The organism is Pseudomonas putida (assembly GCF_025905425.1).
GTDB classification, from domain to species: Bacteria; Pseudomonadota; Gammaproteobacteria; order Pseudomonadales; family Pseudomonadaceae; genus Aquipseudomonas; species Aquipseudomonas putida_AF.
Genome location: NZ_CP109603.1, coordinates 5805108 through 5821775, shown reverse-complemented (window position 1 = coordinate 5821775; position 16668 = coordinate 5805108). Strand labels below are relative to the sequence as shown.

General features: G+C 62.7%; 12 protein-coding genes. 8 read left to right on the top strand and 4 right to left on the bottom strand.

Going from position 1 to position 16668, the window contains the following annotated elements:
- The first annotated feature begins 502 nt into the window (after window positions 1-502).
- Window positions 503-2305, top strand: a complete 1803-nt coding sequence (locus OGV19_RS26200) for an acyl-CoA dehydrogenase (RefSeq protein WP_264311313.1) — start codon at window positions 503-505, stop codon at window positions 2303-2305.
- Window positions 2306-2370: 65 nt separating this feature from the next.
- On the opposite strand, the gene OGV19_RS26195 is transcribed toward OGV19_RS26200, so the two are convergent.
- Genes OGV19_RS26195 through OGV19_RS26185 form a run of 3 tightly spaced genes read right to left on the bottom strand, consistent with a single transcriptional unit; the run spans window position 2371 to window position 5273 of the window.
- On the bottom strand, window positions 2371-3303 hold the full coding sequence (locus OGV19_RS26195; protein ID WP_264311312.1) for a DMT family transporter: 933 nt from the start codon (window positions 3301-3303) through the stop codon (window positions 2371-2373).
- 2 nt (window positions 3304-3305) lie between these two features.
- Window positions 3306-4268, bottom strand: coding sequence for a 2OG-Fe(II) oxygenase family protein (locus tag OGV19_RS26190; RefSeq protein ID WP_264311311.1), 963 nt, complete (start codon window positions 4266-4268; stop codon window positions 3306-3308).
- Window positions 4269-4292: 24 nt separating this feature from the next.
- Entirely contained in the window at window positions 4293-5273 is a 981-nt protein-coding gene (locus tag OGV19_RS26185; protein WP_264311310.1) for a hypothetical protein, read from the bottom strand.
- Between the two features lie 124 nt (window positions 5274-5397).
- On the opposite strand from OGV19_RS26185, the gene OGV19_RS26180 reads away from it, so the two are divergent.
- The 7 genes from OGV19_RS26180 to yccS all read left to right on the top strand — a co-directional run bounded on the left by OGV19_RS26180 (window position 5398) and on the right by yccS (window position 15777).
- On the top strand, window positions 5398-6288 hold the full coding sequence (locus tag OGV19_RS26180) for a LysR family transcriptional regulator (RefSeq protein ID WP_264311309.1): 891 nt from the start codon (window positions 5398-5400) through the stop codon (window positions 6286-6288).
- A gap of 142 nt (window positions 6289-6430) precedes the next feature.
- Window positions 6431-7873 carry a TldD/PmbA family protein gene (locus OGV19_RS26175; RefSeq protein WP_264311308.1) on the top strand — a complete coding sequence of 481 codons (1443 nt, stop codon included), beginning with the start codon at window positions 6431-6433 and terminating at the stop codon, window positions 7871-7873.
- Complete coding sequence (locus OGV19_RS26170; protein WP_264311307.1) at window positions 7873-9204, top strand: TldD/PmbA family protein; 1332 nt, start codon at window positions 7873-7875, stop codon at window positions 9202-9204. The genes OGV19_RS26175 and OGV19_RS26170 overlap by 1 nt, the downstream gene beginning before the upstream one ends.
- Window positions 9205-9301: 97 nt before the next feature.
- Window positions 9302-10729: a multidrug transporter subunit MdtD gene (gene mdtD / locus OGV19_RS26165; protein ID WP_264311306.1), complete on the top strand. Its 1428-nt coding sequence runs from the start codon at window positions 9302-9304 to the stop codon at window positions 10727-10729.
- A 112-nt stretch (window positions 10730-10841) separates the two neighbouring features.
- Entirely contained in the window at window positions 10842-12179 is a 1338-nt protein-coding gene (dbpA, locus tag OGV19_RS26160) for an ATP-dependent RNA helicase DbpA (RefSeq protein ID WP_264314011.1), read from the top strand.
- A gap of 150 nt (window positions 12180-12329) precedes the next feature.
- Complete coding sequence (locus OGV19_RS26155) at window positions 12330-13511, top strand: BaiN/RdsA family NAD(P)/FAD-dependent oxidoreductase (RefSeq protein WP_264311305.1); 1182 nt, start codon at window positions 12330-12332, stop codon at window positions 13509-13511.
- An 82-nt stretch (window positions 13512-13593) separates the two neighbouring features.
- Window positions 13594-15777: a YccS family putative transporter gene (yccS, locus tag OGV19_RS26150; RefSeq protein ID WP_264311304.1), complete on the top strand. Its 2184-nt coding sequence runs from the start codon at window positions 13594-13596 to the stop codon at window positions 15775-15777.
- Window positions 15778-15807: 30 nt separating this feature from the next.
- On the opposite strand, the gene OGV19_RS26145 is transcribed toward yccS, so the two are convergent.
- The gene (locus tag OGV19_RS26145) at window positions 15808-16545 is read right to left on the bottom strand and encodes a substrate-binding periplasmic protein (RefSeq protein ID WP_264311303.1); all 738 of its coding nucleotides are present in this window, start codon (window positions 16543-16545) and stop codon (window positions 15808-15810) included.
- Window positions 16546-16668: the final 123 nt, after the last annotated feature.

The window sequence follows — 16668 nt, the reverse complement described above, 5'->3', positions numbered from 1 at the left end:
GCTGCCAGGTGCCTGGCTTGGTTTCTTCAGAGGGGCGCAGATCGAGCGCCGCGCGGGCGGCGCTCGATCTCATAGGCGCTGAAAGAAGAATGGCAGGCACCTGTCAGCCTTAACCGAATATTCCGCCGAACACGCAGAATCGAAATCGCTAAGAAATGGCGTGACACCCCGATTTAATCCAGCGACCACGACAAAGCCCACATAAACAGCATCCATACTTCCCCAAAACAAACCAACCCAGCGCTGCGGTTCGATTAGTGACACGCTCTACCTCACTTATCCCCAAGATGAAGCACGATTGCAGCTTCACCGCCCGCCAGACTTCGATAAGTACAAAGACTGCAATACCGTAGAAGATCAGTCAGCCCACGGCCCTACATCCCACTCACAAGCCTTGCAGGCATTCAGGCTCTTTTAAACCCATATCACCCGCATCTATTGACCTGTTCCCAAATCCGCACTCCCACCTAGACTCGGCCAATGCCCGCTCAAGGACCGCCCCATGCCCGAGACCCTGCTCAGCCCCCGCAACCTCGCCTTTGAACTCTATGAAGTCCTCGACGCCGAAGCCCTGGCCCAGCGCCCGCGCTTCGCCGAGCACAGCCGCGAGACCTTCGACGCCGCGCTGGCCACGGCTCGCACCATCGCCGAAAGGTACTTTGCCCCGCACAACCGCAAGGCCGATGAAAACGAGCCGCGTTTTGTGGACGGCTGCGCCGAGCTGATCCCCGAGGTAAAACCCGCCGTCGATGCCTTCCTCGAAGCCGGCTTCCTCAACGCCAACCGCGACTTCGAGGTCGGTGGCATGCAGCTGCCCAGCTTGGTCTCACAAGCCTGCTTCGCCCACTTCCAGGCTGCCAACGCCGGCACCACCGCCTACCCATTCCTGACCATGGGCGCGGCCAATCTGATCGAAAACTTCGGCACCGATGAGCAAAAGCGCCTGTTCCTGCAACCGATGATCGAAGGCCGCTACTTCGGCACCATGGCCCTGACCGAACCGCATGCGGGCTCTTCGCTGGCCGACATCCGCACCCGCGCAGAACCTGCCGGCGATGGCAGCTACCGGCTCAAGGGCAACAAGATCTTCATCTCCGGCGGCGACCACGAACTGTCGGAAAACATCGTGCACATGGTCCTGGCCAAGCTGCCGGACGCCCCAGCTGGCGTGAAGGGCATCTCGCTGTTCATCGTGCCCAAGTATCGGGTCAATCAGGACGGCAGCCGCGGCGAGCGCAACGACGTGCTGCTGGCCGGCCTGTTCCACAAGATGGGCTGGCGCGGCACCACCTCGACCGCGCTCAACTTTGGTGACCATGGCCAATGCGTCGGCTACCTGGTCGGCCAACCGCATCAGGGCTTGGCCTGCATGTTCCAAATGATGAACGAGGCACGCATCGGCGTCGGCATGGGCGCGGTGATGCTGGGTTACGCCGGCTACCTCTACTCCCTGGAATACGCACGCCAACGCCCCCAAGGACGGTTGCCGGACAACAAGGACCCGCACAGCCCCGCAGTCCCTATCATTGAACACAGCGACGTGAAACGCATGCTGCTGGCACAAAAGGCTTACGTTGAAGGTGCCTTCGACCTTGGGCTGTACGCCGCACGCCTGATCGACGACACCCAGACCGCCGACGACGAAAGCACACGGCAACAGGCCCAGACGCTACTCGACTTGCTGACCCCGATCGTCAAGTCCTGGCCGTCGGCGTATTGCCTTAAAGCCAACGAGCTGGCCATACAGATCCTCGGTGGCCACGGCTATACCCGCGAATACCCGGTCGAGCAGTACTACCGCGACAACCGCCTGAACCCAATCCACGAGGGCACTGAAGGTATCCAGTCGCTCGACCTGCTCGGGCGCAAGCTTGCGCAAAATGGTGGCGCCGGGCTTAAGCAACTGATCCGCCTGATCGCCAGCACGGCCGAGCGCGCCAGCCATCATCCAGGCCTCGACACCCTGCGCCAGCCACTGGAACAACTGGTCAATCGCCTGCAAGCCGTTACCCTCGCCCTGCTGGGCGATCTGGCCCAGGGCAAAGTCACTGCCGCACTGGCCAACTCGGCCTTGTACCTCAAGGCCTTCGGCCACTGCGTGATCGGCTGGCGCTGGCTGGAACAGGCCATTCGCGCCGAGCTTGGCGTGCTCAATGGCAACCCCGCCGACCGCGACTTCTACCTTGGCAAGCTACAAGCCGCGCGTTATTTCCTGACCTGGGAAGTACCAGGCTGCCATAGTGAACTGGCCTTGCTCGAGGTGCGCGACGATACCTGCCTAGCCATGCAAGACGAGTGGTTCTAGGCGCCACTGTGTAAACAGAGGCTCGCGCATGTTTGGTTCCAGCGCACTGCTGCACGCGCCAACCTCTATCTGTCACCCGTGTCGCTCAGCGCATTTGCAGGCGTGGGCGACCTGCCGGGATGGCGAGTAATGGCAATGCCTGCCGCGACCACCGCAATGCCTACGTAGGTTGTCCAATGGATCACGTCCCCGAACATCAGTGCCGCCCATAACAACGTCACAGGTGGCTCCAGGTAGACCAGCGCCGAGACGCGGGTCGCCGAGAGCTTTGTGAGCAATATCCACAGGCTCAAGTAGGCAATGAACGTGGAGAACAGGGTCAACCATGCGACAGCCGCCCAGACCTGTGTGCTGGCAGGCACTTCGATCAAACCCAGCGGCAAGCCTGTAGCCGTGAGCAGTAAGAGCGTCGCAGTCGATTGCAGAAACAGCGGCATCAGCAGACCGTCCTTGCTGTGATCGGTCGCCATGATCGATTGCCGGCGCTGATACAGGGTGGCAATGGACAGTGTGATCGCGGCGATGAGCGGCAGGGCGTACAGCCAGAGGCTAAGCTGACTCGCGGACAAGCTGTGCTCTGCGAAAATGATCATGCTGACACCAGCGAACCCCACCCCAAGCCCCAGCCACTCCTGCCGACCACTGCGCTCATGCGGGTTGTTGTTCATCGATGCCGTGATCAAGGGCTGCAGCGCACAAATGATGGCGGCAATCCCCGCCGGTAGCCCGCCTCGGATGGCGATGTAAACACTGACCAAGTAAGCAAACTGTGCCAAAAAGCCGATGACGGCGTTATAGCGTATCTGCGCCCACGTAAGCGCCTGCAGCCGACGTACAACAAAGGGCAGCAGGCAGATGCTGACCAGCAGAAAACGCCAGAACAGCAGGTTTATCGCACCCGCGTCTTCCGTACCAAGCCGGGCGCCAATGAAGCCCGAACTCCAAGAAAGAACAAAGATGACTTGCAGCAATATCAGATATGGCGCACTGCTTGGCATGTTCACGCCCCTGTGTAATGCAATTCCTCGAACGTAATCGGCTCGATGCCTATACGTGAAAACTGTCGGGCAGCCGATCGGTGTAACGCCCAACGCAACCCCAACCATTTGGGGATCGTCGCAGGAATGCCGTCGTCGGAAGCCAAGTGCCAGAAACAGTTGGAATCGTCAGCAAAGTAGGGGCAATGAAAGGACAGCACCAATGACATGCGTCGCCCGCTGATCACCGGGCGCACACCGTGGAACAATCGGCTGCCGTAGATGAACAAGGCATCGCCAGGCGCGTCCAGCCTTGCGCTTTCGAAGGTGCGGTGATCCAGCGCATCAAAGGTATCGACAGTGCCGTTGTGGAACAGGAACTCGCCCCCGCTGTAGTCGGAGCACCCCGACAGCACGATATTCAGCACATAGTTGGTGCCGTCTGTGTGCCACATGCCGAGTTGCTGCTGTTGCTCGACAGGCTTGGGGTAGAAATAGTTGACCTGCGATCGCGCATTGACCATGGGGTAAGGCACCAGCGGCACGCCTGCAATGCGCGATACGGCCAACAGGAATGAACGGCTGCACATCATGTCGTTGATGAACGATGACAAAGCCGTCACCCCTCGCGTACGCCGTGAAATGATCCAGTCGCTGTCGCCCGCCCCCTCCTCCAGACGGCTGCAGATGCCTTGCAAGGCCGAAACGCCCTCGGGCGTGAACAGCCGATGCACAACCGCCACCCCAGTGATGCTGTCCACCGCGATTTTGGCGTGTGGGCTGTGGGCATACCCAAGCTGCCCAAGTGTTCGGGTGTCACTGAGGATGGGCCCGTGCTGGCAAAGCAAATCGTCCGACCAGGGCAACTGCTCACTTAGGCAGATCGGCGATGGCCGCGGCGTGCGCTTCAATGTCGACTTGAGCGCCAGCTTCACGCGCCCTACGCCGCGTTCGAACAGGGGTAAGGTGTCTGAAGAAGGATTCATGATGTGTCTGTCCCCGTAGAGTCACTACTGAAGGTACTTCGCGATCTGATAGCGCACCGAGCCATCACCACTGGCGAACTCGTCCACCACATTGCAGTTGCAATGCCGGGCCCTGATGCGACGGAACTGTTCGGGCGTGTACTTGAGGCAGATGTTGGTCAGTAGATACCCACGTTGCTGCAGGCGCTGCACAGGCTGCAGGGTCACTACGACATGGATCGGTTCATCCTGAATGCGTAGCGGTACGAGCATCGCTTCGTGCTCGCCCGAGGGGATGAAGCCTTGTTGAAGCGCGACCGCTCGGGAGAACTGGAGCATGCAGGGGTTGGCGTAGAACTTGAGGATGGTACTTTCCAGGCCTTCCTCGTAGACCTGCATTTCCGAAAGAATGTAGGTGGTGCTACCTGCAAGGCTACGAATCAGCCGCCCAGTGCTTACTGGCAGCTCGTTACCTTCCTGGAACCCAAGCAAGGTGATCAGGGTGAGCTCCTGATCGTGACGCAAATCATCATGGGTAACAGTGCGGTAATCAGCAGCGATGTAATTGAAACTGCCATCCTCCCGCACGATGGGACCCACGGCATCGCTCATCGCGGCTTCCGAGGTCTGGTTGATATCGATGGCGGTGTAGCGGATGGAGCTGGACGTCTCGACCATTCGCTTCAGCAAGCAGGCGCTCTTGATCGGCTCGGGGCCCAGCTCGACATAGTGCACGCGGCGCCCACTGCTCAGCGCTGCCAACCGCTTGGCAACTTCGTCGATGACGGTCTTGAGCGCCCCCTGCCCCTCTGCGTCAGCACAGAGCCCGCTCTGACCCACGCCTTGCTCATTCAAGGCGCGCATGAGCAGAAATATCTCGTGGTTGAAACGATGGGCGCTTTCAGGTCCCGGCTCAGGCTGGGCCAAGGTCGAGTACTTCTCATGGTTCTCGACAGTCCATAAGCGTGCGTGCTGGTAAGCGGGGTTGCGTACGAGTGCATCTACCACGAAGTCGTTCAGGCTCATCCGTATCATTCCATTGCAATTCAGGGGGCATGCGGGCTTCGACCCCACAGTAAGAGTGGGTATAAAGGCTGTACAGTTGATTAAATCGAAGCGCTGATTCGATCCAACCAAATCAGGTGGTTCCATGGGCAAAGGCCTCGACATCGATGTACTGAGAACCTTCCAGGCAGTGGCCCGGCTAGGCCGTTTCAAGGCGGCGGCCGACTACGTCCACCGCAGCCCATCGGCGGTGACGACGCAAATCCAGAAGCTGGAGGGAAAGATCGGGCAACAATTGTTCACGCGCAGTAACCAGTCCGTAGAGCTAACCCCTGCGGGTCGCCAGTTGTTGGGCGAGGCGACACGTTTCTTGATGGCCCACGACAGGCTGCTGGCTACGCTGTCACCACAGCAGATGACCGGCAAGGTGCGTCTGGGAGTACCCGATGGCTATGCCGCCAACCTGATGAATGACTTTCTGCCAGTGTTCGTCGCCAATAATCCGAAACTGGAGCTGGAGGCTGTAGCGCGATCCAGCGCAGAGCTCATCGACCTGTTTGCGCGACAACGACTGGACTTGGCAGTAGCGGTCAGCAGTGAAGACTGGCAACAAGGCGAGTGGCTTCGCTCGACTCAGCCTCGCTGGGCCGCAGCGCCTGGATTCAGCCATGATCCCAGTCGCCCCTTACCGTTGGCACTGCAGTTGAAAGGTTGCCCATACCGGGAGGCTGCCTTGCAGGCATTGAAAGCCCACGGCATTTCGTACCGTGTTCTGCTGGAAAGCGCCAACTGGCACGCAGTGCTGGCCTGCATGAGAAGTGGCCTGGCCGTCGGCATTGTCGAGGGACTGGATAGCGCCGATACATCGCTCGCGTACGTGGAGGGGCTGAGCTTGCCCGACCTCGAAAAGCACCACGTCTATTTGCTGACGGACACCTCTCACCATGTCGCGTCGCACCTGAATGCTATGTTGAAGGGCGCCATCCAGAAAGAGGGGGTAGCAACGCCGCCCCCTTGCTGGGAGGGCGGCGATTGAACGCCCTCGCGTTATTTCCTGACCAGGGAAGTAGCTGGCTGCCATAATGAGCTCGCATTGCTCGAGGACGGCGATCAAACGTGCCTGAGTATGCGAGTGGAGTGGTTCTAGGGGGAGCCACCACTGACTCGGAGGTTCCCGCATGTTCGATTCCAGCGCCCTGTTGCGCCAGCGCTTTGCGGCGCTGCGCAGTACGGCCGAGTTGTTTTCCCTGCGTCATGTGAAACAGTCGCACCAGTCGCTGTCGGTTCGCCGCAACGTAGCCGAGCCGCCGTTCTTCAGCCAGGACGAGGGCGCCATGCTCACCGTGCGGGTCAATGGCGTGGAGGCTTATGCGGCCACGGCAGACCTGTCCCAGCAAGGCCTGCAACAGGCGCTCGAACGCGCCGAGGCGCTGGCCCGGCAAATCGCCCGGCACAGCCTGCTGGACCTGCGTGAGCAACCGGTGACCAGCGCCCGCCACGACCACGTTTCGCCCCACTTCGATCAGCCCATGCCCAGCCTTGCCGACTGCCTTGGCCTGCTCGCCGCCGAATCGGCCAGCGTGCCCCAGGACAGCCGCCTGGTGGACTGGCAGGCTGGCCTGGGCATGAGCCTGGTCGAGCAGACTTACCTCAACAGCGCCGGCGCCGAGCTGCGCCACGCCCAGCGCTTTTTGTTCCCAGGCTTGAGCGTGACCGCCAGCGATGGCCAGGACAGCCAGAGCCGCAGCCTGGGCCGGGACAACTTCGGCCAGCAGGGTGGCTTTGAAATCATCGAGCGCTGTGGCTTGGTCGGCGCTGCCAACCGGGTCGCCGACGAAGCACTGCAACTGCTGCTCGCTCCCAATACCCCCAGCGGCCAGCGCGAACTGCTGTTGATGCCTGACCAGATGATGCTGCAGATCCATGAGTCCATCGGCCACCCGCTGGAGATGGACCGCATTCTTGGCGACGAACGCAACTACGCCGGCACCAGCTTCGTCAACGCCAGCGATTTCGGCCACCTGCAATACGGCTCGACGCTGCTCAACGTGACCTTCGACCCGACCATCGGTGAAGAGCTGGCCAGCTACAGCTACGACGATGACGGCACCCAGGCCAGCAAGCAGTTCCTGATCCGCGACGGCCTGCTGCTGCGGCCGTTGGGCGGCGCCCTGTCGCAGTTCCGCTCGGGCCTGGACGGCGTGGCCAACAGCCGTGCCTGCGGCTGGAACCGTGCGCCGATCGACCGCATGGCCAACCTCAACATCGAGCCGGGCGACCGGTCGCTGGCGCAACTGGTCCAGGGCATCGAGCATGGCATCCTGATGCGTACCAACCGCTCCTGGTCCATCGACGATGCACGCAACAAGTTCCAGTTCGGCTGCGAGTGGGGCCAACTGATCGAAAACGGCGAGCTCAAGGGCATCGTCAAGAACCCCAACTACCGCGGCATCTCGGCGCAGTTCTGGCGCAACCTGTCGGCAGTCGGCGACCGCAGCACCTTCCAGGTGCTCGGCACACCCAACTGCGGCAAGGGCGAACCCAACCAGGTGGTACGGGTCGGCCATGCGTCGCCGGCCTGTGTGTTCAGCCAGATCGATGTATTTGGAGGCGACGCCTGATGAGCGCCATACCCCAGCAACGTTTCGAAAGCCTGCTTGGCGCCCTGCGCGACGCCCTTCAGCCGGGCGAACAGTTCACCTTCGGCTACAGCGCCGAGCAGTCGCAGTTCGTGCGCTTCAACCACGCCAAGGTGCGCCAGGCCGGTGAGGTCGGCCAGGCCAGTGTGCAGCTGCGCCTGATTCATGATGGCCGCCAGGCCGAGCAGCAGTTCACCCTGGGCGATGATGCCGTGCTGGACCGCGCGCGCCTGGCCGATGCCCTCGGCCAATTGCGCCAGACCCTGCCTCTGTTGGCGGTCGACCCCTACCTGCGCCTGGACGAAACCCCTTGGAACAGCCACAGCCAGCAGGGCCACACGCTGCCGGATCTGGATGAAGTACTGGCCTTGATCGAGCGTGAAGCAGGCGACCTGGACCTGGTCGGCATCTACGCCGCTGGGCCGATCTGTCGCGGCTTCGCCAGCTCGTTCGGGGCCTTTGGCTGGCACCAGGCCAACAGCTTCAACATGGACTGGAGCCTGTTCCACGGCAACGGCCAGGCAGTGAAAGCCAACTATGCCGGGCAAGCCTGGAGCGCTGATGAATTCGTCGCGCGTCTGCGCCAGGCCCGCGAGCAACTGGCGTACCTGGGCCGCCCCGCAATCACCTTGAAACCCGGCAGCTACCGCGCCTACCTGGCACCGGCGGCCATGGACGAGATTGCCGGTATGCTGTGCTGGGGCGGGTTTTCTGCGCAGGCCCTGGCCACCGGCAATAGCGCCCTGCAGCGCCTGTATAACGGCGATGCACGCCTGAGCCCGCTGGTCAGCTTCAACGAACAGGTCAGCGGCTCGTTGAGCCCGGCGTTTTCCGATGAGGGTTCACCCCGCCTTGACGTTGCGTTGATCGCGCAAGGCCAGGCCGTGCAGCGCTTGATCAGCGCACGCAGCGCGGCCGAATTCGACCTGATGGCAAATGGCGCCGACAGCTATGAGTCGCCTTGCGCCTTGAGCCTGGCGGCGGGCAACCTGGCCAGTGAAGCCATCCTCGAACGGCTTGGCACCGGGCTGTATATCAGCAACCTGTGGTACCTCAACTACTCGGACCTACCGGCAGCGCGCATGACCGGCCTGACCCGCTTTGCCACCTTCTGGGTGGAGAATGGCGAGATTCAGGGGCCGGTAAGCACCATGCGCTTCGATGACAGCCTGTACAGTTTGCTGGGTAGCCAGTTGGAGGACCTGACCCGCGAGCGCGAGATGATTCTCTCCACCAGTACCTATGGACAGCGCAGTACCGGGTCGAGTCATTTGCCGGGGGCTCTGGTCAAAGGCCTTACCCTGACATTGTGATTGGACTTGCCGGCGTCTTCGCGGGGCAATCCCGCTCCCAGCCTCGTGGGAGCGGGCTTGCCCCGCGAAGACGCCGGTACTGACAAACGAGGACGTCATGCCCGAACGCACCCCGCTGGACCCCGTCACCGCCCGCTGGATCCCCTGGGTCGTGGCCATCGCCTTCTTCATGCAGTCCCTGGACGGCACCATCCTCAACACCGCGCTGCCGGCCATGGCCCGCTCGCTGGAAGAAGACCCGCTTCGCATGCAAGGCGTGATCATCGCCTACATGCTCACCGTGGCCTTGTTGATCCCCGCCTCCGGCTGGCTCGCCGACCGCTTCGGCACCAAGCACATCTTCTTCAGCGCGATCCTGTTGTTCAGCTTCGGCTCGCTGCTGTGCGCCGCCGCCGACAGCCTCGGTTTTCTGATCCTGGCCCGGGTGGTTCAAGGCCTGGGCGGCGCATTGATGCTGCCGGTCGGCCGGCTGGTGGTACTGCGCGCCTACCCACGCACCGAGCTGGTGCGGATCATGAGTTTCATCACCATCCCCGGCCTGCTCGGCCCCCTGCTTGGCCCAACGGTCGGCGGCTGGCTGGTGGAGATCCTCAGCTGGCACTGGATCTTCCTGCTTAACCTGCCGGTCGGCGCCATCGGCTGTTATGCCGTGTGGAAGTTCATCCCCGACCTGCGCGGCGCTGAGCGCACCAGCTTCGACGGCCCAGGTTTTCTGCTGTTCGGTGCGGCGATGGTGCTGATCACCATCGCCATGGAAGGCCTGGGCGAGTTGCACTTGCCGCATTTGCGGGTGATGTTGCTGCTGTTCGCCGGCATGGCCTGCCTGGCCGCCTACTGGCTGCGCGCAGGGCGCGATCCCGAGCCGCTGTTCTCGCCCAGCCTGTTCCGCGTGCGCACCTTTGCCATCGGCATCCTCGGCAACCTGTTCGCCCGCCTGGGCAGCGGCGCCCTGCCCTTCCTGGTGCCACTGCTGTTGCAGGTAGCCCTGGGCTATTCGCCCGCCCAGGCCGGCATGAGCATGATCCCGCTGGCGGCGGCGGCGATGCTTGCCAAGTCCATCGCCCGGCCGCTGATCGAGCGTTTTGGCTACCGCATCATCCTCACCGGCAATACCCTGCTGCTGGGCCTGCTGCTGGCTAGCCTCGGCCTGATCGACGAGCAGACACCCTACGCCATGCTGCTGATACACCTGGGCCTGCTCGGTGCGGTCAACTCCATGCAGTTCACGGCCATGAACACGGTGACCCTGATCGACCTCGACGATGCCAGCGCCAGCAGCGGCAACAGCCTGCTGTCAGTGGTCGCGCAATTGGCCCTGAGCCTGGGTGTGGCCTGCGCCGGGGCATTGCTGGGTGGCTTCACTACGGCGGGCAGTGCCGAAGGGGTCGAGAGCACATTGGGCGCGTTCCAGCTGACCTTCGTGACCATCGGCATCATGGCCATGCTGGCAGCGGCGATCTTCCTGCAACTGGCGCCGACAGACGGAAGGCGTGCCCGTCGTCCGGAACAACACATGGAGTCGTAGGGCGAATGGCCATGAGGCTGGTAGACTGTGCGGCATTTTTCGCTTCGCTACACAGGCCCGCCTCGTGACCACCGAATCCACCGCCTTTGCCACCCTGCCGCTGTCCGCCGCCATGCTGGCCAACCTGGACGCCCTCGGCTATGCCTCGATGACGCCGATTCAGGCCCAGAGCCTGCCGGTCATCCTCAAGGGCCAGGACCTGATCGCCCAGGCCAAGACCGGCAGCGGCAAGACCGCTGCGTTCGGCATCGGCCTGCTGAACCCAATCAACCCGCGTTACTTCGGTTGCCAGGCCTTGGTCCTGTGCCCGACGCGCGAGCTCGCCGACCAGGTCGCCAAGGAGTTGCGCCGCCTGGCCCGCGCCGAGGACAACATCAAGATCCTGACCCTCTGTGGCGGCGTTTCGCTGGGCCCACAGATTGCTTCGCTGGAGCACGGCGCGCACATCATCGTCGGCACCCCGGGGCGCATCCAGCAGCACCTGGACAAAGGCACGCTGGTGCTCGATGGCCTGAACACCCTGATCCTGGACGAAGCTGACCGCATGCTCGACATGGGCTTCTTCGACGCTATCGCCAGCATCATCGGCAAGACCCCGGCACGCCGCCAGACCCTGCTGTTCTCGGCCACCTACCCGGCCGGCATCAAGCAGCTTGCCGCCGACTTCATGCGCAACCCGCAGCAGGTCAAGGTCGAAAGCCTGCACACCGACAACCAGATCGAACAACGCTTCATCGAAATCGACGCGCAACAACGCCTCGAAGCGGTGACCCGCGTGCTGGGCCACTATCGCCCGCAATCGTGCGTGGCGTTCTGCTTCACCAAGCAGCAGTGTGAAGACGTGGTCGCCCACCTCACGGCCAAGGGCATCGTCGCCCAGGCCCTGCACGGTGACCTCGAACAGCGCGACCGCGATCAGGTGCTGGCCATGTTCGCCAACCGCAGCAGCTCGGTGCTGGTGGCGACCGACGTGGCCGCCCGCGGCCTGGATATCGACGGCCTGGATATGGTGCTCAACGTCGAGCTGGCGCGTGACGCGGAAATCCACGTGCACCGTGTCGGCCGTACCGGCCGTGCCGGTGAGAAAGGTGTGGCGATCAGCCTGGTAGCCCCGGCCGAAGGGCACCGCGCCCAGGCCATCGAAGCGCTGCAGAAAAGCCCGCTGCGCTGGGACCAGTTGGACAGCCTGAAGAACAAGGGCGGCGAGCCGCTGCTGCCGGTGATGAGCACCTTGTGCATCGCTGCCGGGCGTAAGGACAAGCTGCGTCCGGGTGACATCCTCGGTGCGCTGACCGGCGATGCCGGTATCCCGGGCAAGCAGGTGGGCAAGATCGCCATCTTCGACTTCCAGGCCTTCGTGGCGGTGGAACGGGCCCTGGCCAAGCAGGCCATGCAGCGCCTGAACAGCGGCAAGATCAAGGGCCGGGCCCTGAAAGTCCGCATTATCTAAACTTATTCTGGGGCTGCTATGCAGCCCATTCGCGGGGCAAGCCCGCTCCCACAGGACCTCCACAGCCCTTGAGCCTGGCGGAGTACCTGTGGGAGCGGGCTTGCCCCACGAATGGGCTGCACAGCGGCCCCAGCTACCAAGAGGTCTATCGTGCACACCACAGACGTGATCATCCTCGGCGCTGGCGCCGCTGGCCTGATGTGCGCCCAGCTCAGCGCCCGCCGTGGCCGCCGAGTGCTGCTGCTCGACCACGCCAATAAGCCAGGCAAGAAGATCCTGATGTCTGGCGGCGGGCGCTGCAACTTCACCAACATGTACACCGAGCCTGCCAACTTCCTCTCGCACAACGCGCACTTCTGCAAGTCGGCGCTGGCCCGCTATACCCAGTGGGACTTCATCGAGCTGGTGGCCAAGCACGGCGTGCCGTATCACGAGAAAAAACTCGGGCAGCTGTTCTGCGACAACAAGTCCAGCGACATCCTCAACATGCTCCTGGCCGAGTGCGACGAAGCCGGTGCCGAGCTGCGCATGGAAACCAGCATCTCGCACATCGAGAAGACTGAAAACGGCTACCTGCTGCAGACCAGTGCCGGGCAGTTCGCCTGCCAGTCGTTGGTGATCGCCACCGGCGGCCTATCGATCCCGACCCTGGGTGCTACCGGTTTCGGCTACCAGGTGGCCCGTCAGTTTGGCCATACCCTGCTGCCGACACGCGCCGGTCTGGTGCCGTTCACCATCACCGAGCCCCAACTCAAGGCATTGTGCACGGAACTGTCGGGCACTTCGCTGGACTGCACGGCCAGCTGCAACGGCACCAGCTTTCGCGAAAACCTGCTATTCACCCACCGCGGCCTGAGTGGCCCGGCGATCTTGCAGATCTCCTCGTTCTGGGAGGCCGGCGACACGGTAGAGATCAACCTGCTGCCAGACCGCGACGCACTGACCTGGCTGCAACAGCAACAGGCCGAGCGCGCCAATGCAGAACTCAAAACCGTGCTCGGCGAAGTGTTCACCCGCAAGCTGGCCAACCTGCTGGCCGAGCAGTGGTTCGAATCGAAGCCGATGAAGCAGTACACGCCGGCAGAACTGGCACAGATCGCCGAAAAACTGGCGGCCTGGCAAGTGGTACCTGCCGGCACCGAGGGCTATCGCACTGCCGAGGTGACGCTGGGCGGCGTGGATACCCGCGAGGTGTCGTCCAAGACCATGGAGTCGCTCAAGAGCCCGGGGCTGTACTTCATTGGCGAGGTGCTGGATGTAACCGGCCACCTGGGCGGTTTCAATTTCCAGTGGGCCTGGGCATCGGCTAACGCTGCGGCGCAGTTCGTGTAGAGTAGAATCCATTCAGCAGCACGGAACGCTTCTTGCTGGTCCGTGCGGCAATGTATTCATTCGATCACAGCCCAAGGCCATCATGTCATCGAGCTCGTTCCGTCAGTCACTGCGTCGCCTGTGGGGCCAAGACAAGTTCAGCTACAGCATCCGGGTAACGGTCGCCCTTACCGGCAGCATGGCCTTGTGCTGGTACCAGGATGAAATGGCCCTGCTGATCCCGTTGTTCCTGGGCATTATCGCCAGTGCCCTGGCCGAGACCGACGACAGTTGGCAAGGCCGCCTCAGCGCCCTGGCCGTGACCCTGGTGTGCTTTGCCATCGCCGCTCTGGCCGTCGAACTGCTGTTCCCCTACCCATGGGTCTTCGCCGTTGCACTGGCCTTGGCGGCTTTCGGCCTGACCATGCTCGGCGCCCTGGGCGAGCGTTATGGCGCCATCGCCTCGGCGACGCTGATCACGGCGGTATACACCATGATCGGCGTGGACCAGCGCGGCGGCGAGGTCACCGATTTCTGGCACGAGCCGATGCTGCTGGTGGCGGGCGCGGCCTGGTATGGCCTGCTGTCGGTGCTGTGGCAGGCGCTGTTCTCCAATCAGCCGGTGCAGCAAAGCCTGGCCAAGCTGTTTTTCGAGCTGGGCCGCTACCTCAAGCTCAAGGCCAATCTGTTCGAACCTGTGCGCAACCATGACCTGGAGGCCCGGCGGCTGGAGCTGGCCCAGCAAAATGGCAAGGTGGTCGCGGCGCTCAACGCCGCCAAGGAAATCATCCTGCACCGGGTTGGCAACAGCCAGCCAAACTCCAAGGTCAGCCGCTACCTGAAGCTGTACTTCCTGGCCCAGGACATCCACGAACGGGTAAGCGCCTCGCACTACCCCTACAACGCGCTGGCCGAAGCGTTCTTCCACAGCGACGTGATGTTCCGCTGCCAGCGCCTGCTGCGTCATCAAGGCTCGGCCTGCCAGGACCTGGCGCGCTCAATCCGTCTGCGTCAGCCGTTTGTCCTCGACAGCCGGTTTGCCGACACCCTGGAAGACCTCAACGCCTCCCTGGAGCACCTGCGCAACCAGAACAACCCCGCCTGGCGAAGCCTGCTGCGTTCGCTACGGGCACTGGCGGCCAACCTTGCCACCCTGGACCGCCTGTTGGGCGCCGCCAGCAACCCGGACAGCCTGGCCGATGCCAGTGACAGCAGCCTGCTGGACCGTTCGCCACGCTCGCTGAAGGATGTCTGGAGCCGCCTGCGCACCCAGCTGACGCCGACCTCGCTGCTGTTCCGCCACGCCCTGCGCCTGCCCCTGGCGCTGTCGATCGGCTATGGCATGGTGCACCTGATCCACCCCACGCAGGGCTATTGGATCATCCTCACCACGCTGTTCGTCTGCCAACCCAACTACGGCGCGACGCGGCGCAAGCTGGGGCAGCGGATTGTCGGCACGGCCATCGGCCTGACGGTGGGCTGGGCACTGTTTGACCTGTTCCCCAACCCGATCATCCAGTCGATGTTCGCCGTGGTCGCCGGGGTGGTGTTCTTCGTCAACCGCACCACTCGATACACCTTGGCGACCGCAGCGATCACGTTGATGGTGCTGTTCTGCTTCAACCAGATCGGCGACGGCTATGGGCTGTTCCTGCCGCGCCTGTTCGATACCCTGGTGGGCAGCCTGATCGCCATTCTGGCGGTGTTCCTGTTCCTGCCCGACTGGCAAGGCCGGCGCCTGAACAAGGCGCTGGCCAACACCCTGGCCTGCGCCAGCGTGTACCTGCGCCAGATCATGCAGCAGTATGCCCACGGTAAACGCGACGACCTCGCCTACCGCCTGGCCCGCCGCAACGCCCACAACGCCGATGCGGCGCTGTCCACCACGCTGGCGAACATGCTCATGGAGCCGGGGCACTTTCGCAAGGAAGCGGACGTCGGCTTCCGCTTCCTGGTGCTGTCGCACACGCTGCTCAGCTACCTCTCCGGGTTGGGCGCGCACCGTGATACCGCCTTGCCCGCGGAGGTTCAGGAGCAATTGATCGAGGGTGCTGGGCAAAGCCTGGCCAACAGCCTGGACGAGATTGCCAATGGCCTGGCGGCGCGGCTACCGGTGGCGATCCACAGTGATGCCGAAGAAGCGTTGGCCAATGCCCTGGAGCAGATGCCGGAAGAGCTGGATGAACATCAGCGACTGGTGCAAACCCAGCTGGCACTGATCTGCCGGCAGCTGGGGCCGTTACGCACGCTGGCGGCGCACTTGGTCAAGGAAAGCACACCGGCCTAAATGCTGAGTGGCCGGCACAGGCAATAGAGATCAAAAGCCATGCTGGCGCAGCAAGCGCGCATAACTGCCATCGGTTTTCATGGCCGCGATCGCCCGCTCGAAACGTTCGACTATCTGCTGGTGTTCCGGGTGTTTCAGGCTGACCAGAATATGCAGGCTGTTCTGCGCCAGTGGCGGGTCGACCAGCTCCACACCATCACGCACCGCCTGCGGTTCGCGCTGCAGGTTGTAATGGGCCACGTACTCATCCTCAACCGCCAGGTTTACCCTGCCGGCCGCCAGCATGCGCACCGCCGACGAGAAGTTACGCACCGCCACCTTGTGCAAGCGGGTGTCGCCGTCAAAATCGGGCGAATAGGCATAATCGCGCACCACGGCAATGCTGTAGGGGTACAGATCGGATTGGTGCTGGTAACCGAAGGCCTCGCCTTTGCGTTTGAGCAGGCGGACCTTGTTGTTCAGGTAGGCGTTGGAAAAATGCCCGATGCGGGTCCGTGAGTCGTTGTACCAGGCATTGATCAAGATGTCGTAACGCCCTTCGCTGACGCCCATCAAGGCCCGTGCCCACGGCGCCTCCTCGAACGCACTGGCGTAACCGGCCCTGGCCAGTGCGGTAGTGACGATGCTGGTTGCCAGGCCGCCGCCCGGCATACTGGCATCGGTAAACGGTGGCCAGCTATCCGCAACTAGCCGCAGCTTGTCATGACCCAGCACGGGCGTGGCCAGCATGGCTGCCAGCAATCCCAGAACACATAGCAGTGGCCGCATGCTCAAGTCCTTTCGCAATAGAGGGCGCACACTGTGTAGGCGGCCTTCGCCGCAACTGCCGAGGAGATTACACAAAGCTGAGGCTCAGGGCAGCGGACAATAGTGTCATTTTGCCTCTATTTT

Bases quoted from the DNA above. Each gene is read 5' to 3' on its own strand.
- OGV19_RS26200 (WP_264311313.1), top strand. From the start codon at position 503: ATGCCCGAGACCCTGCTCAGCCCCCGCAACCTCGCCTTTGAACTCTAT.
- OGV19_RS26195 (WP_264311312.1), bottom strand. From the start codon at position 3,303: ATGCCAAGCAGTGCGCCATATCTGATATTGCTGCAAGTCATCTTTGTT.
- OGV19_RS26190 (WP_264311311.1), bottom strand. From the start codon at position 4,268: ATGAATCCTTCTTCAGACACCTTACCCCTGTTCGAACGCGGCGTAGGG.
- OGV19_RS26185 (WP_264311310.1), bottom strand. From the start codon at position 5,273: ATGAGCCTGAACGACTTCGTGGTAGATGCACTCGTACGCAACCCCGCT.
- OGV19_RS26180 (WP_264311309.1), top strand. From the start codon at position 5,398: ATGGGCAAAGGCCTCGACATCGATGTACTGAGAACCTTCCAGGCAGTG.
- OGV19_RS26175 (WP_264311308.1), top strand. From the start codon at position 6,431: ATGTTCGATTCCAGCGCCCTGTTGCGCCAGCGCTTTGCGGCGCTGCGC.
- OGV19_RS26170 (WP_264311307.1), top strand. From the start codon at position 7,873: ATGAGCGCCATACCCCAGCAACGTTTCGAAAGCCTGCTTGGCGCCCTG.
- mdtD (WP_264311306.1), top strand. From the start codon at position 9,302: ATGCCCGAACGCACCCCGCTGGACCCCGTCACCGCCCGCTGGATCCCC.
- dbpA (WP_264314011.1), top strand. From the start codon at position 10,842: ATGCTGGCCAACCTGGACGCCCTCGGCTATGCCTCGATGACGCCGATT.
- yccS (WP_264311304.1), top strand. From the start codon at position 13,594: ATGTCATCGAGCTCGTTCCGTCAGTCACTGCGTCGCCTGTGGGGCCAA.
- OGV19_RS26145 (WP_264311303.1), bottom strand. From the start codon at position 16,545: ATGCGGCCACTGCTATGTGTTCTGGGATTGCTGGCAGCCATGCTGGCC.